This is a genomic window from Glutamicibacter nicotianae, assembly GCF_006539525.1.
Lineage (GTDB): Bacteria > Actinomycetota > Actinomycetes > Actinomycetales > Micrococcaceae > Glutamicibacter > Glutamicibacter nicotianae.
This window is the reverse complement of record NZ_BJNE01000001.1, coordinates 292,844-315,224: the sequence shown is the minus strand read 5'-3', so window position 1 is coordinate 315,224 and position 22,381 is coordinate 292,844. Positions and strand designations below refer to the sequence as shown.

The following is a 22,381-nucleotide window of genomic DNA, read 5'->3' as shown; positions in this document are numbered from 1 at the left end:
AATATTCGTCGACTTCGAGTCCCTGGTTGCCTGTGATTCCTGCGCATTGGAAGACGGCGCGGACGAAGTCTCTGCTGAGTGAACGTGTGGACAAAGGCTACCCCGATGAACCTCTGTTGGCTGCTACCCAAAGTCACGGTGTGATCAGGAAGTCCGAATACGGGACGCGAACTGTAACGGCTTCCAAGGATCTTCACCTGCTCAAGTTGGTTGAAGTCGGCGATTTTGTGATTAGCTTGCGATCGTTTCAAGGAGGTATCGAACGATGCCATCATCGCGGCATCATCTCGCCTGCCTATACAGTACTAACTGCCAACAGCGACGGCTATCGCGACTATCTGACTTACCTGTTCAAATCGAAACCCTTCGTGGACTCGCTTACGCTCGCGGTGACTGGGATTCGAGAAGGTCAGAATATCGATTATTCAAAGCTGTCTGTCGAAATTCTCCCGGTCCCGCCTTTGGAAGAGCAGGCCACGATCGTGAAGTACCTCGACTACGCGAATGCCCGCATCGAAACAGCCATCGCCGCGAAGCGCCGCCTCATCGCCCTCATAGAAGAACAGAATCAACAGAGTGTCCACGAATTGATCACATGCGGTGTTGACTCGTTAGATCTTCGAGACGTTGATTTGCCGTGGGTCGACTCGATACCTAGGCGCTGGGCAGTTGCACCAGTCAAGCGGTTGTTTTCGTCCATGGCCTATGGGACGTCCGAGAGCTCAACGGGCGAAGGGCCAATCACCGCAGTTGGCATGGGTGAGATTCAAAATGGCCGTGTGAGAGTTATTCGACGCGGAGGCCTCGCCGAGGTTCCGAAAGGACTTGATCTTCGTCCGGATGATTTGCTGTTCAACCGAACGAACAGCGCGGATCTTGTCGGCAAAGTTGGCCGGGTGCTGGGTGATTGTGAAAATCTGACCTTCGCGTCGTATTTGGTGCGTTGTCGAGTAGCCAGCGACGTTGATGCAGAATGGGCCACTTATCTGTTGAACGATATTGCGTTCCTCGCATACGCGCGCAGCCAGGCACTTGTTAGCCTGCATCAGGCAAATCTTAGTTCTTCCCGCTTTGGAGCCTTACATGTGATAGTTCCTCCATATGTGGAACAACGCGAGGTTGCCGCCGCCATCGCGAAGATAAACGCTGAATCAATTTCCGTTGTCTCACGAATGACCCAGGAGCTTGCCTTACTCCACGAATTCCGGGCTCGACTGGTCGCAGACGTGGTGACGGGGCAAGTTGATGTGCGTGCCATCGCGGCGACGCTGCCAGATGCGCCCGATGTGTTTGACGAGCTTGACACGATCCTCGACGATGAATTCGAGGAAGCACTGAGCGAGAGCCTGGGGGAGTGAGCATGCAGCATCTCAACGAGGAGAGCCTGGAGACGCTTATCGTCAAGCAGATGGTCGAGGGCGGCTGGACTGAAGGCTCGCCGACGGACTATGTCGCTTCGTATGCCCTCGACCTCGGTGATTTCGCTGCCTTCCTCGAAGCCACGCAGCCGAGCCTCATCGATCCGCTCGGGCTGGCAGACGATTCCCCAGTGCGTCACAAGTTCCTGGCCCGCCTCCAGGGCGAGATCACGAAGCGCGGGCTCGTCCACGTGCTCCGCAACGGTGTCGCCCATCTCGGGCACCACGTCGATCTGTATTACCCGACCCCAGCAGAGGGTAATGTGAAGGCCGCCGATCTCTTCGACGCGAACCGATTCGTGATCACGCGTCAGGTGCACCACAGTGTCAGCAACACCGGAGACGCCGTGGACCTCGTAGCGTTCGTCAACGGGCTGCCGGTGTTCACATTCGAGCTGAAGAACAACATCACGAAGCAGACGGTCGACGACGCGGTGCAGCAGTATCAGCGGGACCGGGACCCGCGAGAGCCGCTGTTCGCGTTCGGGCGTACGATCGCCCACTTCGCGCTCGACGATCAGCGAGTGCGCTTCTGCACCGAGCTCAAGGGCCCGTCCTCGTGGTTCCTTCCCTTCGACCAGGGATTCAATGACGGGGCCGGCAACCCGCCGAACCCCGACGGGATCATGACAGACTACCTCTGGCGGCAGGTGCTCTCCCCGCAGAGCCTCGCCGGGATCATCGAGAACTACGCGCAGGTCGTCGTCGAAAAGAAACCGAGGACCGGGAAGAAAGTCTCGAAGGCGATCTTCCCCCGCTACCACCAGCTCGACGTCGTCCGGCGATTGCTCGCCGACGTTGAAGCCCGCGGTGCCGGCCGCCGCTACCTGATCCAGCACTCCGCGGGCAGCGGGAAGTCCAACTCGATCGCGTGGCTGACCCACCAGCTCACCGAGGCCGCGCACGGCGGTCGGACCGCGTTCGATTCGGTCATCGTGGTGACCGATCGCGTCGTCCTCGACAACCAGCTAACGCAGACGATCAAGTCGTTCCTGCAGGTTGGGTCTACCGTCGTTCACGCCGATCGATCTGGTGACCTGCGGCGCGCGATCACCGCCGGTAAGAAGATCATCGTCACTACGGTGCAGAAGTTCCCCTACATCCTGGATGATATCGGCGCGGATCACCGCGACCGCACTTTCGCCATTGTGATCGACGAAGCGCATTCGTCCCAGGGGTCCAAGACGTCCGCGGCGGTCTCGCATGCTCTGTCCGGTGCCAGCGCCAGCGACGAGGACACGGTCGAGGACCAGATCAACCGGATCATCGAGAGCAAGAAGCTGTTGCCGAACGCCAGCTACTTCGCATTCACGGCGACGCCGAAGAACAAGACGCTCGAAATGTTCGGCGAGCGATTCGCGCAGCCTGACGGCGAGGTCGGCCACCGGCCGTTTCACTCGTACACGATGAAGCAAGCGATTCAGGAAGGCTTCATCGTCGACGTGTTGGGAAACTACGCACCCGTCGGCAGCTACTACAAGCTAATGAAGACCGTCGAGGACGACCCCGAGTTCGATGCGAAGCGCGCGTCGAAAAAGCTTCGCGCCTACGTCGAGGGCAACAAACACGCGATCGCACAAAAGGCCGCAATCATGATCGAGCATTTCCACTCCCAAGTGGTCACCAAGCGCAAAATCGGCGGCGAGGCCCGTGCCATGGTCGTCACTGCCTCGATCGCGCGCTGCATCGAATACTTCCACGCGCTGCGAGATGCGCTCTCCGAACGCAAGAGCCCGTACCAGGTGATCGTAGCCTTCTCCGGCGAGCACGACTACAAGGGCCAGAAGGTCACCGAGGCGAGCCTGAACGGATTCCCCTCGAACGCCATCGCGGAGCACGTGAAGACGGAGCCGTATCGGATCCTCGTGGTCGCGAACAAATTCCAGACGGGCTACGACGAGCCGCTCCTTCACACGATGTACGTGGACAAGACCCTCTCCGGCGTGCTCGCCGTACAGACTCTTTCACGGCTCAACCGGGCGCACCCCGCGAAGCACGACACATTCGTGCTCGATTTCGCTAACGACGCCGAGGATATACAGCGTGCATTCGAGCCGTACTATCGGACCACACTGCTGGCGCAGGAAACCGACCCGAACAAGCTGCACGACCTCGTCACTGAGCTTGACGCAGCCCCCATTTACACGCCCGAACATGTCGACAAGTTCGTCACGCGTTACCTGGCGGGGGAGAGCCGCGAAAAGCTGGATCCTCTCCTTGACGTCTGCGTGGCCGAATACGTGGAGCTTCCTGACGAAGACGACCAAGTGTCGTTCAAGGCCAACGCCAAGGCGTTCTTGCGCACCTATAACTTCCTGTCCACCGTCCTTCCCTACGGCAGCCTCGAATGGGAGAAGCGATCGATCTTCCTCGACCATCTCGTACCGAAGCTTCCTGCGCCTAAGGAGGAGGACCTCGCAGCCGGCATTCTGGAGAACATCGACTTGGAATCGTACCGGGCCGAGAAGCAGAATGCGATGAAGATCGTGCTCGACGACGAGGACGGTGAGCTCGCTCCCGTCCCGGCTGCAGGCGGCGGGCATCGTGCCGACGCCGAGCTTGAGAGGCTTTCGGAGATCGTGAAGAGCTTCAATGACTACTTCGGGAACATCGAGTGGGAAGACAGCGACCGGATCCAGCGTCGCATAACGGAGGAAATCCCTCGCTTGGTCGCGGAAGACGAGGCGTACCGCAACGCACAGGCCAATGATGACCCCGTGAACGCCCGCGTCGAGATGAACAGGGCGCTGGGCAAAGCCATGCTCGGCCTCATATCCGACGAGACGCAACTGTTCAAGGCTTTCCAGGACAACGAGAGCTTCAAACACTGGCTCGAAGAAGCCGTGTTCAAGGCAACTTACCGGACGAACGCGGCCTGAACTCGCCGGGAGCGCTCCACGGAATTCGCACGAGCCCAGGCCATCCCTGACCACCTCATACGGAACGAGACAAAGTGACCGCTTACGAAGACGTACTCGAATGGATCGCTACCCGTCCCTGGTGGCAACAGCGCACACTGGCGCGCATCGCTGCCGGCGAAACGGTCAGCGAGAACGAATACGAAGAGATCGCCAAGAGCCTGTTCGAGAAGCCAACTGTCGCGCCTGAAGGTGGATGGCTCGCTTCGGTCACCGCCCCTGAAAGCGCCTACGACGAGCCTGTGCGCCTCCTCGCGGTCAAAGGCGTGTCGAACGTCAATCGACTGGCTGAGAACCAAGAGCTGACGTTCGCACCTGAGGGACTGACTGTCGTTTACGGTAACAACGGCAGCGGCAAGTCCGGATATGCGCGGATCTTGCAGTCAATGGTGCGGGCGCGTCACCGGGCGGACATCCTCCCTGATGTGTTCTCTGAATCCACGGGAGAGCAGTCCGGCGAAGTAGCGTTCCTCGTCGGCGAGGTCGAACAGACTTCGTCACTCGGGGCCACGGCAGATCCCGCTCTTGGTCGAGTCGCTCTTTATGACGAGCACTGCGGGGACACCTATCTCGAGAAAGAGGCGGAGATCTCTTACCGGCCCTCAGCCGTGCAGCTTCTCGACGATCTCTCGAGCGTGACCGCGGGCGTACGACGCGTCATAGACGGGTGGAAGATGGAGAAGGACAAAACCGGAACCCTCCCGGTCGTCGGCGAGCAGGGCTCGGCGGCGGTGTTCCTGAAGGCACTCACGGCGCAGACGACGGACGCAGAGATTGCCGCTGCGGTCTCATGCCCTCAAGACATCGACCGGAAGCTAAGCGATCAGGTCGACCAAGTGACTCGGCTCCGGACCGCGGATCCCGCGCAAGAGAAGCAGAGGCTGAACCGCGCGGCTGCAGCGCTCGGCGAGGTGTCCAAACACCTCAGCAATCTCGATCGCGCATTCGGACCGGACGTGCGTGGAAAGCTCGGGGAACTGCGCGAGATGGCGAGCACGGCTCAGCAGGCAGCGGATGCCGCCTCAGCGACCTCGTTCGGAGACGAACCGCTCGCCGGGGTCGGCTCGCCGGTCTGGAAAGCGCTTTGGCAGGCGGCGGAAAAGTACTCCCTCGTCGTCTACCCGGAGCACGAGTTCCCGCGTGCAGATGACGGAGCCGTGTGCGTCTTGTGCCAGCAGTCTCTCGATGGCGGAGGCGCGGAGCGGCTTGAGCGATTCCATGCGTTCGTCTCGGATACGACAGCTCAGGACGCGGAGACGGCGAAGACTGAGCTCGACGCGTTCCTGGCGGCACTTGGTCAGCAGCCGATCGAGACGCAACCCTTGGCGGTGGCCATCGCGACGATAGAACAATCGGAACCTGGATTCGCCGCCCGGATTCAGGTGCTGCTCGACGCATTCCGCGACCGGCAGGCCGCGATGATCGCCAACGAACAACTATCAGACGTTGGCGTCGCCGCTGAGATTGAGTTGCTTGACTCCCAAGTACAAGGCCTCCGGGATAAGATCAGCTCGCTCGATGCTGCTGACTTCCCCGAAATCCTTTCCCGAGCCCAGGCTGAAGAGAGCCGGCTGCGGGACAAGATCGCGATGCGCGACGGGAAGCACCTGATCGTGTCAGAGCGCGACCGGCTTCGGGAACTCATGCTGCTGAACGAAAAGTTCGCGGAGACGAATACGCGTGCCATCACTGATAAGGTCGGCCAGTTGACGAAGAAGTACCTGACAGAGGAAGCACGTGACCGTTTCACCCATGAGACAGACCGGCTGGAGCTCGAGCGCGTCACATTCAAGGCCACCAAGTCGCGTCAAGGTATGGGATTGATGCACAAGGCCGACTTTCTGAACGCGCGAACGGGCGCGCGCCTCCGGGCAGTTCTTTCTGAGGGCGAGCAGACTGCCCTTGGCTTCGCGGGGTTCCTGACTGAGGTGCATTTCGATACAAGCAAGTCCGCGCTAGTGTTCGACGACCCTGTCTCCTCGCTCGATCACATGCGACGTGAGGCAGTAGCCAGGCGGATCGTCGATCTCGCGGGAGAGCGGCAGGTCATCGTGTTCACGCATGACATCGCATTCACTATGATGCTTCGTAAAATAGCAGATGCTTCAGCTGTCTTGTTCACCACTCGCGGCATCGAACGGAAGAGGAAGGTCGGTCCCGGATTCACGACCTTGAATCACCCGTGGACAGCACAAAACGCAGCGCAGCGCGTGGACACTCTGCGCCAAGAGGTGGCGGCATTGCGTCGTGACGAGGAAGGGATGTCCGAGGCGGAGTACCAGAAGCAGACGGAGGAGATCGCAGGTCACATGTCCCAGACCTGGGAGCGCATCATCAGCCAGGTACTCGCTGAGCCCTTGGTCGACTATAAATCCTTGGAAGTCCGAGTAGGGAAGCTGCGGGTCATCGGACGCGTCACAGCTGAGGACGTAAAGACCTATGACGATTCTTACAGTCGGATCTCCGGTTGGGCGGCCCGTCACGACCCGCACCCCGAGCTGAACTACACTCCGCCATCAGTCGAGACTCTAAGGGCCGAAATCGATGTGCTCGATGGCTGGTTGAAGAGTGTCAAGAAGTACCAATCGTCCTGACACATGATGCTCCGCTGTGCCGTTTCGTAAACCTTCTATTTTCTTGAGAATTATTTCCGGGCGGTAGTGAGCATACAGGACAACGACATTATTACTGGCAGTAAATATTTCTACTTATTCATTTCTAGGCGTGATTTCGGAGAAAATTTGTCAGATTTCTTCGGTGCGACCTACGACGAGCTGTCTTCGAGGGACGAACTATGGTCCCGCAACGATGAGATTTTGGAGACCTGGCTTGACCACTAACGGTCAACAAATCTACCGATGTAGCCAGTGCCATAGCCTTCGTTGCTCGAGCAGCTCTAGGACTCGGCGGACTTCATGCGCTTCGCATCATAGGGAACACGCGACTGGTCGTCGATCAGACTCAGGTCGATGATTGTCAGTTGCGGCAGCGGGTAGTGTGTCCCGTCCGCGCCGAGGACGACCTTGTAGGGCGTCAGCCACGCGACGCAATCGATTCCGGCGGCCTGTATGATTTCGGCAAAGGCTGTATCTGCGAACCACACATGCGGCCTGCCTTGGTGATCCGGTCCGAACGCGCCGAGTGTTTCGATGTAGGCGGTGGACTCGTCAAAAATCAGAAACCCGAGATCAAAGCCGGGACGCCTCTCCCGGTAGTCGGTGACTTTCCTGGCATGATCACCGATGACCTTTGCAAACTGTGTGAGGTATGCCGGGTAGTTGTGGTCTTTATCTGTGGGAAGTTGCGTGTTTACGTTGGCTATGAGCGAGGCGTTCGCGAATATCTCTGCGAATCCGGGCTCACGTAACTCTCGCAGAACCGATCCTTCGCGGGTTCGAGTGGCATCTTTTCTTCCCGGCCGAGGATGGTCGTCTACCTGCATCGCCTCCAGCAGGAGTGAGTGTGGGAGATCCTCAAAATCGGGACGCTCGCGGTGCGTGAGAGAGGTGCCGCGCAGCGACTTAAGCACCCGGTGTGCGAGATCGCTCACAGCTGGGAAGAAGCAGATTTCGGCGTCCTCGAGCTGTTTCGCGTGATCCACGATTTCTCGCTCATCTTTGAACGCAAGCTCCATACCTGATTCCTTTCAGTCCTTATAACCGATGGCATCATACTCCTGAGTGCCTCCACCGTCCTCGGGTTGAAGAATACGATGTGGGTGATCGCCTCGATTTATAGCAGCCCGGACGGCTTGCCTTCAGCTGAAGTATATGGGCACTTGGAGCGTGTCGTCTTTCGTGAATCGCCCGTCATGCACCTTGAGGTTTTACAGTTCGTCGTGGCTCCTGCCGATAATTCGTGAAGCTGAACGCGCTACTGGGAAGTGGGAATCAGCCTCATTTTCTAGCGTTTCCTGATAGCGCTTGTACATCTAAGGTCATGCCTTGCGCAGTACCCCATGCACGCTGCCGACGGACACGCCGACTTCCTGGGCGATCGCTCGCATCGAGTTGCCGGCAGAATGTCGCAGCCTGATCGTGCGCTTCATTTCTTCGTCGATGGAGACCGGGCGTCCGTGCGTCCTTCCTCGCTCGCGCGCTGCCGTGATACCAGCCCTGATTTGCTGGACCTGGATCTCGTGGCGAACTCGGGTGAGCTCACGGACGAAGTCGAGAGCGGGGGAGCGCAGTGTGTGTTCTCCGGCGGCGATGCCGTTGAGGACCTTGACGGTGATTCCGCGGTCAATGATGTCGATGAGGACGGCGAGGCCATCATCGGTGTGCTGGGCGAGCCTGCGGGCGCGGGAGACGACGAGCATGTCGTCGGAGCCGACCTTGGCCAGTGCGGTGAGGAGCTCAGGGCGATTCTGCACGAGTCGTCGGCGGGATGCCGGTTCCCCGACAATGTCTGAACAATGGGGAGCCAACGCTTCTCTCTGTAATCGAGCATCGTCGGGGTCATCGCCAATGCGGAGGAGACCGATACGGGCCATTTTCAGTAACGCCCCTGCCGATAGCAAGGTGCTGATGGAAGAGAGATGTGGCGCATGGGTTTATTGAACACCATGTAGGCCGCGGCGGCCACTGCTTGGGAACTATAGCGCGGTGTGACTTGTGGAAACATTATGTGCTCGTGGTAACGCGTGGATGATGGTGGTCCCACTTAATGGGTGTGGATTATGGCGGAAGGGTTCATGACCATCGCCAATCTCGGCGCAATTATCCGCTCGGCCTCGGGCCTCGGGGTAGATGCAGTGCTGCTCACCCCTAAATGCGTTGACCCTTGGTACCGGCGCAGCGCGCGTGTCTCGATGGGTACGGTCTTCGACCTTCCTTGGGTACGAATGCAGTCCTGGCCAGAAGATCTCCAGACGCTGAAGAACCATGGCTATGAGATGCTCGCCATGGAACTGACCGATGACGCGATCCCGTTGAACGAAGTGGAGATCAAGGCTGGGCAGAAGGTCGCGATGATATTGGGCAATGAAGGCAGGGGAGTCACCGATGAAGCTCTCGCCGCCGTTGACCGGACCGTCATCATCCCGATGCACCGTGATGTGGATTCACTGAATGTTGGTGCCGCAAGCGCGATTGCGTTCTGGCATTTGTGCTCCGCGCCACGCTGAGAACGTTTCTGCAGTCATCGATTTTGCGATAGGATGGACTGTCTGTGCTTTGAGGTTTCTACGTGGAGCCCTGAATGCGGGACACAATTTCCGAGTAAGTAGCTGCTGGCAAAATCCAGTGGCCATAAACAAAAAGGTGTATAGCTATGAAGGCTGATATCCATCCGCAGTACGGCCCAGTTGTCTTCAACGACCTGGCATCCGGCGAAAAGTTCCTGACCCGTTCGACCGCTAAGTCGGACAAGACCATCGAATGGGAAGATGGCAACACCTACCCAGTAATCGACGTCGAAATCTCGGCAGCTTCGCACCCGTTCTACACCGGCAAGCAGCGCATCATGGACACCGCTGGTCGTGTCGAGCGCTTCAACGCCCGCTTCAAGGGCTTCGGCGGCAAGAAGTAATACTTCGCCCCTAGCAAGCTTTCGCGGCGTGTTTCCAGTTTCTGGAAACACGCCGTCGCTGCTTTAACGGACTGGCCATCACCGGATGCCGGACCTGCAATGACTGAAAAAAGTTCTCACTGAAAAATCGGCGGGACTCCGTTGAACGCAACGTGCGACGCGCCAGGTGTCTTGATCGCCAGGTGAAGACGTGACTGACTGAAAAATTCTGTCAGTGGCGAAGGCAGGGCGCTTCATGAGGCGAAGGCCGTAGAGGTCTACTGGCTGCGACAGCAAAAGTGTGCGCTGGCCTCTTGAAGAATCGATTTTGGCCGCATCGAGCTGGGCAACCGGCTCCATTGCGGTTGCCTGAAGGGTGTTCATGGGTGGTGTGGTGCTGCTGGTGACTGAAAAAGTTTGTCACCCAAGATCGATCATCCGGGCTAGGGCACTCAGCCTGTTTCCCGTTGTCCGCCCATGTGCGGGGGTTCGGTGACTGGACTCTTTTCCGGAATGTCGATGTGCGGCTTGAGCCCGAGTACCCTGCGCACTTCGGGCGTCAATCGGACATGAGGCAAGGGGATGACCCTGGGACGCTCCGGGCAATGATCGCTCACATGATCGAACTGATCTACGCGCTTTACGCTGCCCGGAACCACAATGGAATTCAGGCCATGCGGTGTCACCCACATTTTTGACCCATCGGGCCGAGCAACAACTTTCCAGCCCAATGCGTGTTTGAACATTTGATGCTGCTTGCACAGGAGTTGGGTATTCTCCCTGGTCGTGTGCCCTCCATGGGCCCAGTCGTCAATATGGTCAATCTCGGAGCGATCTGCTGGACGGCGGCAGGCAGGGAAGCAGCAATGCTCATCTCGATTCCTCAGCAGATCCTTGAGGCCCTGGGACGGGCGGTAGCTCCTGCGCTCGACATCTATTGCGGCGCCAGTCCACGGGTCGGTCAATACTCGCTGGAACGAAGGCGCATCCTTGGCCAACTGCAGCGCGGCGCCCAGCGGAATGGGACCGTAGCCTTCCAGATCGGCCACGGTCCTGGAAGGATCTGCCAGCATCTCGACCGCGGGAATAGTAATGGATACGCGAGGTTTCAGGGGTGTGCCTTCATGGCCTGGCCAGCCATTGAGGATGATGTCGGCAAAGGCATCGGCTTCTATTTGTTCCCGGGTACGGGGATCCTCCGGATCGTTGTGCTGGTCAGCCACCCATTTCACGGAGTTCTTGATTGAATGAACCACAGCGGCGCTGTTGCAGTACTTGAGCGTGGACATTCCGTTCTCGTCATCCTGCAACGTAAGCCTGCGATGCTCCTCGGACTTCTTGCGCCTTTGCTCGGCAGACTCGGGGCGCATCCGGTCATGGAATCGGCGCGCGCGTTGGTATATAGCGTCATCCGACGCTGTCTTGGCCATGGGCAATAAGAGGTGTTGCATCTGGCTGATCTGCTCTGGGAGCAAGTCTTGTGCGTACTTCACAATGTCGTGAGCAGCCTTAACGGTGATCTCGCCTGCGGCCAGGGCCATGAGAGTGTCCTTGCAAACGTAGCGGAGTCCCTTGGCATGGAACATGCGTTTGGCTACCTTGCGCGGGCTCTCGCGCAGGGCGACGGACGCTTCCGCGATGAGGTTGGAGTTGATCACCTGATCGCTGCCACGGTCGATGCCGTAGTATTCTGCGCTTCGTCGCGCTTCGCGTTCCTCCTCCTCGGTGTTCGAGTCCTGCGTGGCAATGGTATCGGCCAATGATTCACTGACTTGTTCGGCTGAGTCGGCCAGCAGCACTGAGGTCAGCGCATCAAGGCTGCTCTGCAGGCGCTGGATCATTGTCAGCCGTTCGAGGGCGTCGCGAGGGCCATTGAGCGGCCCCGCGTCGTAAAGCTCATCGGCCATGCGTTTCACAGGACCATAGAACAATTGATGTTCGATGCGATCGCTGAAGAAAGAATCCTTGTGGGATTCTGTGCGGGTGCCGGCCGGGAGCAGCGGCAGACGATGCTCATCATCGTCGTCTTGGATGAAGTCGGGTATAGCCATAGTTAATTCTCTGGCTGGGGTCGGACATTTTGGCCCGGAAATCCGCGGATTGTGGACGCCTTTTCGAAAATTTATTCGATTATTATCGTTGGGGTGTTCGTCGACCGGAAACCGTCGAGTCCACCGCTGCCCGGATTCGACTCGCGGGTGGCCGGGGATAGAATGAAACCATGATGCATCATGGTGAATACAAGGTAGTCGGTGGCAAATTAGTCGTTGTAGATCTGGATACCGCCGACGGCGTGATCACCGAAGTGTCCTTGAATGGCGACTTCTTCCTGGAGCCGGACGACGCGCTCGACGACCTGAACGATGCGATCCGCGGCCTGCCAACCGATGCCAGCCACAGCACCATTCGCACGGCGGTGATCGAGAACCTGCGTGAAGGCGCAGTGATGTTCGGATTCGACGAGGACGCCGTTGCGCGCGTAGTACGTCGCGCGCTGGGCCATGCCACCAAGTGGGAAGATCACGAGTGGGAAATCCTGGGCCCGGAGATCATCCCCATCACCGAGCAGGTGGCGCTGGATGAGGTGCTGACCCGGCAAATCGCCAAGGGCACGCGCAAGCCGACGATCCGCTTCTGGGATTGGAGCGAAGGCGCCGTGGTCATTGGTTCCTTCCAGTCGCTGAAGAACGAGGTCGACATCGAGCAGGCCGAAAAGCACGGCATCAAGGTGGTGCGCCGCATTTCAGGAGGCGGGGCGATGTTCATGGAAGCCGGCAACTGCATCACGTACTCGCTGTACGCCCCCGAATCACTGGTGGACGGCATGAGCTTTGCCGATTCCTACCCGTTCCTGGATGAGTGGGTCATGGAAGCGCTGGAAAGCATCGGACTGAAGGCGCACTACAAGCCGCTGAACGACATCGCCACCCCGGCCGGAAAGATCGGCGGGGCCGCGCAGAAGCGCCTGGCCAATGGCGCGATGCTGCACCACGTCACGATGAGCTACGACATCGATGCGCAGAAGATGACCGAGGTGCTGCGGATCGGCCGCGAGAAGATTTCCGACAAGGGCATCGCCTCGGCGGTCAAGCGCGTTGATCCGCTGAAGTCGCAGACCCAGCTGGAACGCATGGAGATCATCAAGGTCATGATGGACACCTTCGCCAAGCGCACCGGTGCCAAGCCGGCACAGCTGGATGCCGAATCCCGCCAGGCGGCGCAGGAGCTGGCGGCCGCCAAATTCGCCACCGAGCAGTGGACCGCACGCGTTCCATAAGACGGCAGGATCCAAGGGCCCGTTCTCGATTCCGCATCGAGAACGGGCCCTTGCTTCGTTTCAGGCGGCAAAAAGCCGGCCCTCTGCTTAGTGAAGCAGCGGGCCGGCTTGGAGCGCCAGCGGCTATCGGCTAGCGGCTGGCGCGGCTGTAGGCCTGGGCCTGCAGCGAGCGCTGCAGCTCGGCGCGTTCCTCCAGCAGGATGCGCTTGAGCGCGGCCGGCGCGCTCTCGTGGCGTTCGAGCCAGGAGGTGGCTGTGGCCAGCGCCTTGTTCTGCTCGATGGAGCCCTGAAGATCCTGGTGGCCTGGATACAGTCCCTCGATCACGCGGGTGGCGAATTCCATGCCCATGGTCTCGAAGACCGGCAGGATCGCGGCCCAGTAGCGCTCCTCGAATGGGGCCAGCAGTGCGGCCGAACCCAGGGTGAAGCCCAGCGCGGTAGCCGAGAGGGCGTCGTTGGACAGTTCGCCCTGCTCATCGCGGGCCATCAGCACGGTATCGAAGGCGGTCTCCTTGGCCTGCGGGTCCGGGCGGGCGGCCAGTGCGGTGCGTACCGAGTTCTGCGCCACGCTGGTGGGGTTGGCCTTAGCCGCCTCGTGCATGCGTGCTTCTGCGGCGTCATCGAGCCGGCCGGAGGCGGACAGCGCGATGTAGGAACCCCAGAGCAGCTGCTCGTCGACGGTGACCTGGTAGGCGTTGGGCTGCTCGCCGAGGAACGCATCGAGCACCTCGGGGGCCACGCCGGAGCGGGCCAGGCGGACCAGGGTGCGCGCGGTGGTGGTCTGCTGGTCGCTGCCTGCCTCGAATTCGGTCAGCCATCCGGTGAGCGTTGCGGCTGCCTGCTGGCGCAGCCCGGCGCGCAGCTCGGGAGCCACGTACTTGGCGATCGAGGTGGCCAGCTGGTCGGTGAGCACCCCGAAGACGCCGGCATCGGTGACGGTGTGCGCGTGATCCAGGATGGCCTGCACATAGCTCTGCGCGTCGAGCGTGGACGAGCGCACCGCATCCCACAGCGAGGCCCAGCATGTGGCGCGCGGCAGCGAGTCGGTCAGCCCCGAAAGGTGGCCAAGCAAGGTGGCGCGCGAGACCGGGTCGAATTCGATCAGCGCGTAGGTCTCGTCCCCGTCATTGGGCAGCAGCAGGTCCGGGACCGTGCGGCCGATAAGGAAGTCCAGGGCCACCTGTTCGCCGGCCAGTTCCACCTGCACCGAATCGGTGCGCTGCAGCTTGCCCTCCTCCAGCTCGTAGGCGCCCACGGAGAGCACGTGCGGGCGGGCGATCGGCGCTGCGGTAACCGGGTCGGTGCCCGACTGGATCAGCGAGGCCGAGGTGATGGTGCCCGACTCGTCGGTGTCGTACTGGACGTGCAGCTTCGGCACGCCGCTGGTCTTCAGCCAGGCGTCGGCCCACTGGCCCATGTCGCGGCCGCTGGCGGCTTCCAGCGCTTCGAGGAAGTCATCCAGCGAGGTGTTGCCGTAAGCGTGCTTGCGGAAGTAGGCGCGGGCGGCGTCGCGGAAGGCATCGGCGCCAACGAAGGCAGCCAGCTGCTTGAGCACGGACGCGCCCTTGGCGTAGGTGATGCCGTCGAAGTTCTGGTCCGCTGCCAGCAAATCGGGGATGTCGGCGACGATCGGGTGAGTGGTGGGCATCTGGTCCGCGACGTAGGCCCAGGCCTTGCGGCGCGCGGCGAAGGTGGTCCAGGCAGTGGTGAAGTCGGTGGCCTCGTCGTTGGCCAGGGTGCCGATGTAGTCGGCGAAGGATTCCTTGAGCCACAGGTCATCCCACCACTTCATGGTGACCAGGTCGCCGAACCACATGTGCGCCATCTCGTGCATCAGGGTGTTGCCGCGCTGCTCGTACTGGCCTTCGGTGGCGTGCGACGTGAACACGTAGCGTTCGGTGAAGGTGACCAGGCCCGGGTTCTCCATGGCGCCGAGGTTGTACTCGGGGACGAACGCCGAGTCGTACTTGCCCCACGGGTAGGGGTAGTCGAACAGCTCGTGGTAGTAGTCAAGGCCCTGGCTGGTCAGCTTGATGATTTCCTCGCCGTCGAAGTGCTCGGCCAGTGACGCGCGGCAGGTGGCGGCCATCTGAATGGACAGCTCTTCGCCGTCGGCCAGCTGCTGCACGTGCTCGCCGCGCACCACGTGGTACGGGCCGGCCAGCACCGCGGTGATGTAGGAGGAGATCTTAGGTGTGGGGGAGCAGGCGACGGTCTTGGTGCCGTCCTCGTTCACGACCTCATCGACGATCGGCTGGTTGCTGGCCAGGTGCCAATCGGCCGGACCGGTGAGCGTGAAGCGGTAGCTGGTCTTCAGATCCGGCTGTTCGAAGCAAGCGAAGACGCGGCGCGCCTCGGAAGGCTCGAACTGGGTGTAGAGGTAGGTTTCGCCGTCCTGCGGGTCCACGAAGCGGTGCAGGCCCTCGCCGGAGCGCGAGTAGATGGCCTGGCCGGTGATCTTCACGGTGTTCGGCGCATCGGTGCGCAGGTTATCGAGGTAGATGCGCGCATCGAGCACGGCTGTGTCCAGGTCGATCGCGGTGCCGTTGACCAGCACCTCGGCCACCGATTCGTGGATGAAGTCGATGAAGGTCGCCGGTTCCCTGGAGCTGAAGTTCAGCGTGGTGATCGAGGTGAAGCTGGTGGCGTTGCGGTCGGCGGCATTGGCCAGGTCGAGCTGGACTTCGGCGAAGTGCCATTCGATATTCCGTGCGCGCCAGGCCGCTTCGTCGCGCCTGAGGTTTTCATTGGGTGCATAGCGTTGAAGTGTGTCCACCATCCCAGCTTAGCTGTGAAAGAACCGTTTGAGACCTATCCGGCGATCATTTCTGCAGTGATTGGCGCGCGTCGAGCAGCGAGCGGATCCCGTCGAAGTGCGAGGAGATCAGCGAGCGGGCGGTGGCGATGTCCTTCGCCTTGACTGCGTCGAGGATGTCCCGGTGGTCCTGGGCTGTCTTCGCAGGCTGGGTTGCGCGCGGGTCGGTGTCGACCGCGTCGTAGATCGAGCGGTACACGTCCCAGAAGACCCCCAGCAGGTTGCTCAGCAACCGGTTGCCCAGCGGCTCGAAGAGGATCCGGTGGAAGGCCTTGTCCTGCTCGACGAATTGCTCGCCGCGGGCCGCGCGCTCCTCCATCTGGACCACGCACTGCTCCAGTGCTTCCAGGTGCTCCTCGGCCACCGCGGCGATGGCCTGGCCGATCAGCCCGGCTTCCAGCGCCTGGCGCACGTCGACCAGCTCATTGGCCTCGTGCCCATGGTGGCGCAGCGACATCTGGCCGCGGAAGGCCAGCGAATCCTCCAGCGCGTTCAGATTGTCCTCGGCGACGAACATGCCGAAGCCGTGCCGGGTGTCGATGATGCCCAGGGCCTGGAGCACCTTGATGGCTTCGCGCAGGGAGTTGCGCCCCACGCCGAGCTCGGCCATGAGCTCCTGCTCGGTGGGCAGCGGGTCGCCGGGCAGCAGTCCGCGTTCCAGGATCAGCGCGGTGATGTCATTGGTCAGGGCGCGCAGGCGCGCACGGGCGTCGCTGCGGCGAACTGGTGGTGTGCTCAACTGGCCTCTTCCGGGGGTTCGGGCCAGCTGCTGGTGTGACGCAGTTGACCAATGGATGTGATTGCTACTACAGTCTAGTCCATAGATAGGACATCCTACGTCCCATGTTACAAAATTGATCACGAAAGGTGGCACCGATGGCACTGAATGAATTGGCCAGCAAGCCCTTCGCACGTCGAGATTTCCTCCGGTACAGCGGCATGGTAGGTGCGGCAGCGGCCTTTTCCGCCAGCCTCGCCGCCTGCTCGTCTACTTCGGGCAGCACCGCCGGGGGAGCCTCCGCCGGAACTGGCACCATCGAGGCGGGCATCTCCTACTCCCTGTCCACCGGCTTCGACCCGATGACATCCTCGGGCGCGACCCCGTACGCCGCCAACATGCACCTTTTCGAAGGCCTGGTCGACTTGCACCCGGCCACCCGTGAACCCTACCTGGCCCTGGCCGCCGCCGACCCGGTCCAGGTCGATGACACCACCTGGGAAGTCACCCTCCGCGAGGGCGCGAAATTCCACAACGGCGACCCGGTGACCGTGCAGGACGTCGTGTACTCCTTCGAGCGCGTTCTGGACAAGCAGAACGCCTCGCTGTTCGCCCAGTTCATCCCGTTCATCAAGGCCGCCAAGGCCAAGGACGAGAAGACCGTGTCCTTCGCCCTGAACTACGCCTTCCCGCTGTTCCCCACCCGCATCTCGGTGGTCAAGATCGTCCCGAAGGCCGTGGCCTCCAAGGATCAGGCAGCCTTCGATGCCGCCCCGGTGGGCTCGGGCCCGTACAAGTTCGTCTCGGCCACCAAGGACGACAAGATCGTCTTCGAGAAGTTCGCCGACTACAACGGCCAGTACCCGGCCGCTGCCAGCGGCATGACCTGGTTCCTGCTCTCGGATGCCGCGGCGCGCGTGACCGCCATGGAGTCCGGCCGCGTGGCGGCCATTGAGGACGTGCCCTACCTGGACATGGACCGCCTGAAGTCGAAGGTCGACGTTGAATCCGTGCAGTCCTTCGGCCTGCTGTTCCTGATGTTCAATTGCAAGGAAAAGCCCTTCAACGATGTCAAGGTGCGCCAGGCGTTGCACTATGGCCTGGACACCGAGTCGATCATCAAGACCGCGCTGCTGGGCAATGCCAAGGCCGCCACGTCGTACGTGCAGGAAACCCACCCGCAGTACATGAAGGCCGACACCGTCTACTCCTACGACCCGGCCAAGGCCGAGGCCCTGCTGAAGGAAGCTGGCGTCAGCTCGCTGAACTTCGAGCTGCTGACCACCGACACCGCCTGGGTGAAGGATGTCGCCCCGCTGATGCTCGAATCGTGGAACAAGCTGCCGGGCGTGAACGTGACTATGCAGAACCTGCAGTCCGGCGCGCTGTATGCGGATAATGTCGACTCCGGCAAGTTCACCGTGGTGGCCGCTCCGGGCGACCCTTCGGTCTTCGGCAACGACCTGGACCTGCTGCTCTCCTGGTTCTACCGCGGCGACGTCTGGCCCAAGTCCCGCTTCCGCTGGAACGAGACCGAAGAGTACACGGCGCTGCAGAAGGAACTGGATGCCGCGGTCAAGGCCAAGGACGAATCCGGAGCCAAGGCCGCCTGGGCCAAAGCCATCAACCTGGTCGCCGAGCAGGCCCCGCTCTACCCGATCCTGCACCGCCAGCTGCCCACCTCCTGGGACTCGGCCAAGCTCGATGGTTTCCAGCCGCTGCCCACTACCGGCGTGTCCTTCATCGGCGTAGCCCCGAAGGCCTAGGCCCGCCCGTCCCGTCCCTGGGGACCAGGGCGCGGTGCCTGGGCGCGGACCGCACCCGCGCTCAGGCCCCGTGCCCGCCCGCAGAACCATCCTTCCCAAACCCCAACGGAGTTATCTCGTGGGAAATTTCCTGAACTTGCTGCTGCGCCGGCTCGCCGCGCTGCCGGTGATGATCCTGGGCATTTCGCTTCTGGTCTTCATCATCCTCAAGCTCGCCCCCGGCGACGAGGCCACCAGCGCCCTGGGCGAAGGCGCCAGCCTGGCCGCCAAAGAAGCCTACCGCGAAGAACGCGGGCTGAACGACCCCCTGTTCATCCAATACTTTTCCTTCCTCGGCCGCCTGATCCAGCTGGACTTCGGCACCACCACCCCGCCGGCCCAGTCCGTCACCGGGATGATCGCCAAGGCCTTCCCGCTGACCTTGCAGCTGACCTTCCTCGGTGTGGTGATCGCCGTGGTAATCTCCCTGGCCTTCGGCATCCTCGGCGCCCTGTACCGCGACCAGTGGCCCGACCAGCTGGTGCGCATCTTCTCCATCGCCGCCATCGCCACCCCGTCCTTCTGGCTCGGCATCCTGCTGATCCAGTGGCTCGCCCTGGGCAGCAATCCGCTGTTCCCCTCCGGCGGCGCCGCTCCGGCCGGATCCGGTCCCGGCGCTTGGCTGCAGCATATGGCGCTGCCCGCCCTGGCGCTGGCCATTCCGGTCTCCGCCTCGCTGATCCGCGTGGTGCGCACTTCCATGGTCGAGGAACTGGACCGCGACTACGTGCGCACCGCCATCGGCAACGGCGTGCCGCGCGGCGAGGTGGTCAGCCGCAACGTGCTGCGCAACGCGCTGGTCACCCCGGTGACCGTGCTGGGCCTGCGCATCGGCTATCTGCTCGGCGGCGCCGTGGTCATCGAGATGATCTTCTCCCTTCCAGGCATGGGCCAGCTGATCATGAACGGCATCACCAACCAGGACACCAACCTGGTCCAGGGCGTGGTGCTGGCGATCGCCATCACCTTCGTGCTGGTCAACATCGCCGTCGACCTGCTCTACCTGCTGATCAACCCACGAATTAGGACGGTGTAGCAATTACCATCATGGCACCGCGCAACAAGCTCGTGCAGCGTCTGTCCGACTCCGGCGCACGCTTCACCTCCCTGCCCATCGGGTCCAAAATCGCCCTGGCCTTCCTGCTGTTGGTCGGCATCGTGGCGCTGATCGCCCCGCTGATCGCCCCGCACAACCCGCTGGCCACCGGCCTCCCGGCCCAGCCGCCGGGTGCCGAGCACCTTTTCGGCACCGACCGCCTGGGCCGCGACATCCTCTCCCGCCTGCTCTACGGCGCGCAGTCCTCGCTGCTGGTGGGCCTGGGCTCCGTGGCTTTGGCCCTGGTGGCCGGCGGCCTGCTCGGCTCGCTGGCGGCCACGGGTTCCAAATGGGCCAACGAGACCATCATGCGCATCATGGACATGCTCATGGCCTTCCCCGGCATCGCGCTGGCTGCCGCGCTGCTGGCCTCCCTAGGCAACACCCTGCCGGTGATCATCATCTCCATCGCGGTGATCTACACCCCGCAGATCGCCCGCGTGGTGCGCGCCAACGTGCTCGCCCAGTGGGGCGAGGACTACGTGCGGGCCGAACGGGTCATCGGCGCCGGGCGCTTCACCATCCTGCTCACCCACGTGGTGCGCAACTGCGCCGCCCCGGTGCTGGTCTTCGCCACCGTGATGGTCGCCGACGCGATCATCCTCGAAGCCTCGCTGTCCTTCCTCGGCGCCGGCATCCAGGACCCGGCACCGAGCTGGGGCAACGTGATCTCCTACGGCCGCACCCTGGTGCTCAACGGCGCCTGGTGGGCCACCACCTTCGCCGGCGTGACCATTCTGCTGACCGTGCTGGCGCTGAACATCCTGGCCGAAGGCATGACCGACGCGCTGGTCAACGTCAAGGGCTCGGCCAAGAAGAAGGCCGCCGGCGAGGAAAAGGCGCAGGTCGCCAAGCAGGCAGCCGACACCGCCGAGACCGAGCGGCTGGACGCCGAGCTCGCGGCGCTGGCCCGCACCGAGGCTGCGCGCACCGACCGCCTGGTGCTCGACACGTCCTCAAGGGTTCCGCGCACTATCCTGCAGGTCGAGAACCTCTCGATCCGCTTCCCTCAGCGCTACGGCGACACCCCGATCGTGCAGAACGTGTCCTTCGCGGTGCGCGAGGGCGAGACCATGGCGCTGGTCGGCGAATCCGGTTGCGGCAAGTCCATCACCTCGCTGGCCATCATGGGCCTGCTCGGCAAGAGCGCCAAGATCTCCGGCTCCATCCGCTTCGAAGGGCGCGAGCTGCTGCCGGCCACCGCGGACGGCGGCACCCTGGCCGGGGACGACAAGGTCTACCAGGGCCTGCGCGGCGAGCAGATCGCGATGGTCTACCAGGACGCACTCTCATCCTTGAATCCTTCGATGCTGATCGGCGACCAGCTGCGCCAGCTCACCCGCCGCGGCGGGCGCAAGAGCCCGGCGGAACTGCTGACCCTGGTGAAGCTGGATGCGGCGCGGACCATGAAGTCCTACCCGCATGAGCTCTCCGGCGGGCAGCGCCAGCGCGTGCTGATCGCCATGGCACTCTCGCGCAGTCCCAAGCTGGTGGTCTGCGACGAGCCGACCACTGCGCTGGATGTCACCGTGCAGAAGCAGGTCGTCGACCTGCTCAACGAACTGCGCGAGCAGCTGGGCTTCGCGATGGTCTTCGTCTCCCACGACCTGGCCCTGGTGGCCTCGCTGGCGCACCGCGTCACGGTGATGTACGCAGGCCAGGTGGTGGAGTCAGGGCCGATCAGCGACGTGCTGATCAACCCGCACCACGAATACACCCGCGGCCTGCTCGGCGCGGTGCTCTCCATCGAATCGCAGGCCTCCCGCCTGCACCAGATCCCCGGCACCGTGCCCAGCCCGTATGACTTCGCCGACGGGGACCGCTTCGCCGAACGCTCCCAGCGAGTTGGCGCGGACCCGCAAGCGCACCTGGCCTTCGTGCCGGTGGCGCCGGGCAGCGAGCACCGCTGGGCCAGCCACCTGCCGCAACCGGCGGCCAGCACGCCAGAACAGTCAGGAGCAGCGCGATGAGCCAGCACCCCTCAACCCCGGTGATCGAACTCAAGGACATCCACGTCCACCACAAGATCCGCGGCTCCAAGCTGTTCTCCCCGCGGCTGGTCAAGGCCGTGAACGGCGTGGACTTCACGGTGCGCCGCGGCGAGACCGTGGGCATCGTGGGCGAGTCCGGCTGCGGCAAGTCCACCCTGGCCTCGGTGCTCGTCGGCCTGCAGGAGCCCACCCGTGGCACCGTGCTGTTCCAGGGCGCCCCGGCAGGACGGCGCAACGCCGCCGCCCGCAAGCAGTTCGGGCGTGCGGTCGGCGTGGTCTTCCAGGACCCGTCCACCGCGTTGAATCCGCGCATGAGCATCATGGACACGCTCACCGACCCGCTGCGCGTGCACGGGATCGGCACCGCCGCCTCCCGCCGGGCCACCGCGCTGGAGCTGCTGTCCGTGGTGGGCCTTCCGGCTTCGGCGGCCTCGGCCCTGCCCAGCCAGGTGTCCGGCGGCCAGCGCCAGCGCGTGGCGATCGCCCGCGCCCTGGCCCTGGAGCCGGAGGTGATTGTCGCCGACGAGCCGACCAGCGCGCTGGATGTCTCGGTGCGCGCCCAGGTGCTGAACCTGCTCACCGACCTGAAGGCGCAGCTGAACCTGGGGATGGTGTTCATCTCCCACGACATCCAGACCGTGCGCTATGTCTCGGACCGGATTTGCGTGATGAACGCCGGGCAGATCGTGGAACAGGGCGATGCCGCCCAGGTCTTCGACACCCCGTCCAACGACTACACCCGCACCCTGCTCGGCGCCGCACCGGCGCTACTGCAGCACTAGGCATCCAAGAAATTCCCGGTCCGGCCGATGCCGGACCGCCAGTAGAAAGAACC

General features: G+C 62.2%; 15 protein-coding genes. 10 read left to right on the top strand and 5 right to left on the bottom strand.

Annotated elements, in window-relative coordinates; genetic code table 11:
* Nucleotides 1–26 precede the first annotated feature (26 nt).
* The 3 genes from ANI01nite_RS16840 (at nucleotide 27) to ANI01nite_RS01405 (ending at nucleotide 6,930) form a co-directional block, all read left to right on the top strand.
* Nucleotides 27–1,358 (top strand): restriction endonuclease subunit S, encoded by a 1,332-nt coding sequence (locus tag ANI01nite_RS16840; protein WP_174787658.1) that lies wholly within the window; start codon nucleotides 27–29, stop codon nucleotides 1,356–1,358.
* A 2-nt stretch (nucleotides 1,359–1,360) separates the two neighbouring features.
* Nucleotides 1,361–4,297, top strand: coding sequence for a type I restriction endonuclease subunit R (locus tag ANI01nite_RS01410; protein WP_141355425.1), 2,937 nt, complete (start codon nucleotides 1,361–1,363; stop codon nucleotides 4,295–4,297).
* A gap of 74 nt (nucleotides 4,298–4,371) precedes the next feature.
* Complete coding sequence (locus ANI01nite_RS01405; protein ID WP_141355422.1) at nucleotides 4,372–6,930, top strand: AAA family ATPase; 2,559 nt, start codon at nucleotides 4,372–4,374, stop codon at nucleotides 6,928–6,930.
* 302 nt (nucleotides 6,931–7,232) lie between these two features.
* Here ANI01nite_RS01405 and ANI01nite_RS01400 read toward each other — a convergent pair whose 3' ends face one another.
* Entirely contained in the window at nucleotides 7,233–7,970 is a 738-nt protein-coding gene (locus tag ANI01nite_RS01400) for a hypothetical protein (protein WP_141355419.1), read from the bottom strand.
* Between the two features lie 303 nt (nucleotides 7,971–8,273).
* On the bottom strand, nucleotides 8,274–8,828 hold the full coding sequence (locus ANI01nite_RS01395) for a recombinase family protein (RefSeq protein ID WP_141355417.1): 555 nt from the start codon (nucleotides 8,826–8,828) through the stop codon (nucleotides 8,274–8,276).
* 201 nt (nucleotides 8,829–9,029) lie between these two features.
* Between ANI01nite_RS01395 and ANI01nite_RS01390 the strand changes: the two genes are divergently transcribed.
* Together ANI01nite_RS01390 and ANI01nite_RS01385 are read left to right on the top strand one after the other, a co-directional pair.
* Nucleotides 9,030–9,461, top strand: a complete 432-nt coding sequence (locus tag ANI01nite_RS01390; RefSeq protein WP_371858920.1) for a TrmH family RNA methyltransferase — start codon at nucleotides 9,030–9,032, stop codon at nucleotides 9,459–9,461.
* Nucleotides 9,462–9,607: 146 nt separating this feature from the next.
* Nucleotides 9,608–9,865, top strand: coding sequence for a type B 50S ribosomal protein L31 (locus tag ANI01nite_RS01385; RefSeq protein WP_038991006.1), 258 nt, complete (start codon nucleotides 9,608–9,610; stop codon nucleotides 9,863–9,865).
* A gap of 431 nt (nucleotides 9,866–10,296) precedes the next feature.
* Here the strand turns inward: ANI01nite_RS01385 and ANI01nite_RS01380 are convergent, their stop codons facing one another.
* Nucleotides 10,297–11,895, bottom strand: coding sequence for an HNH endonuclease (locus tag ANI01nite_RS01380; RefSeq protein WP_141355414.1), 1,599 nt, complete (start codon nucleotides 11,893–11,895; stop codon nucleotides 10,297–10,299).
* Between the two features lie 170 nt (nucleotides 11,896–12,065).
* Here ANI01nite_RS01380 and lplAB point away from each other — a divergent pair, with 170 nt between their 5' ends.
* Nucleotides 12,066–13,121, top strand: a complete 1,056-nt coding sequence (lplAB, locus tag ANI01nite_RS01375; protein ID WP_141355413.1) for a lipoate-protein ligase LplAB — start codon at nucleotides 12,066–12,068, stop codon at nucleotides 13,119–13,121.
* Between the two features lie 130 nt (nucleotides 13,122–13,251).
* Here lplAB and pepN read toward each other — a convergent pair whose 3' ends face one another.
* Together pepN and ANI01nite_RS01365 are read right to left on the bottom strand one after the other, a co-directional pair.
* Nucleotides 13,252–15,897, bottom strand: coding sequence for an aminopeptidase N (gene pepN, locus ANI01nite_RS01370; RefSeq protein WP_141355411.1), 2,646 nt, complete (start codon nucleotides 15,895–15,897; stop codon nucleotides 13,252–13,254).
* Between the two features lie 46 nt (nucleotides 15,898–15,943).
* A complete protein-coding gene (locus tag ANI01nite_RS01365; protein ID WP_141355409.1) occupies nucleotides 15,944–16,675 on the bottom strand; it encodes a FadR/GntR family transcriptional regulator in 732 nt (243 codons plus the stop codon).
* A 137-nt stretch (nucleotides 16,676–16,812) separates the two neighbouring features.
* Between ANI01nite_RS01365 and ANI01nite_RS01360 the strand changes: the two genes are divergently transcribed.
* From ANI01nite_RS01360 to ANI01nite_RS01345, 4 genes are all read left to right on the top strand, one after another.
* Nucleotides 16,813–18,420 (top strand): ABC transporter substrate-binding protein, encoded by a 1,608-nt coding sequence (locus ANI01nite_RS01360; protein ID WP_141355407.1) that lies wholly within the window; start codon nucleotides 16,813–16,815, stop codon nucleotides 18,418–18,420.
* Nucleotides 18,421–18,538: 118 nt separating this feature from the next.
* Nucleotides 18,539–19,495 (top strand): ABC transporter permease, encoded by a 957-nt coding sequence (locus ANI01nite_RS01355; RefSeq protein WP_038991012.1) that lies wholly within the window; start codon nucleotides 18,539–18,541, stop codon nucleotides 19,493–19,495.
* A gap of 11 nt (nucleotides 19,496–19,506) precedes the next feature.
* On the top strand, nucleotides 19,507–21,525 hold the full coding sequence (locus ANI01nite_RS01350) for a dipeptide/oligopeptide/nickel ABC transporter permease/ATP-binding protein (RefSeq protein WP_141355405.1): 2,019 nt from the start codon (nucleotides 19,507–19,509) through the stop codon (nucleotides 21,523–21,525).
* Complete coding sequence (locus ANI01nite_RS01345) at nucleotides 21,522–22,328, top strand: ABC transporter ATP-binding protein (RefSeq protein ID WP_141355403.1); 807 nt, start codon at nucleotides 21,522–21,524, stop codon at nucleotides 22,326–22,328. Before ANI01nite_RS01350 ends, ANI01nite_RS01345 begins: the two co-directional genes overlap by 4 nt.
* Nucleotides 22,329–22,381: the final 53 nt, after the last annotated feature.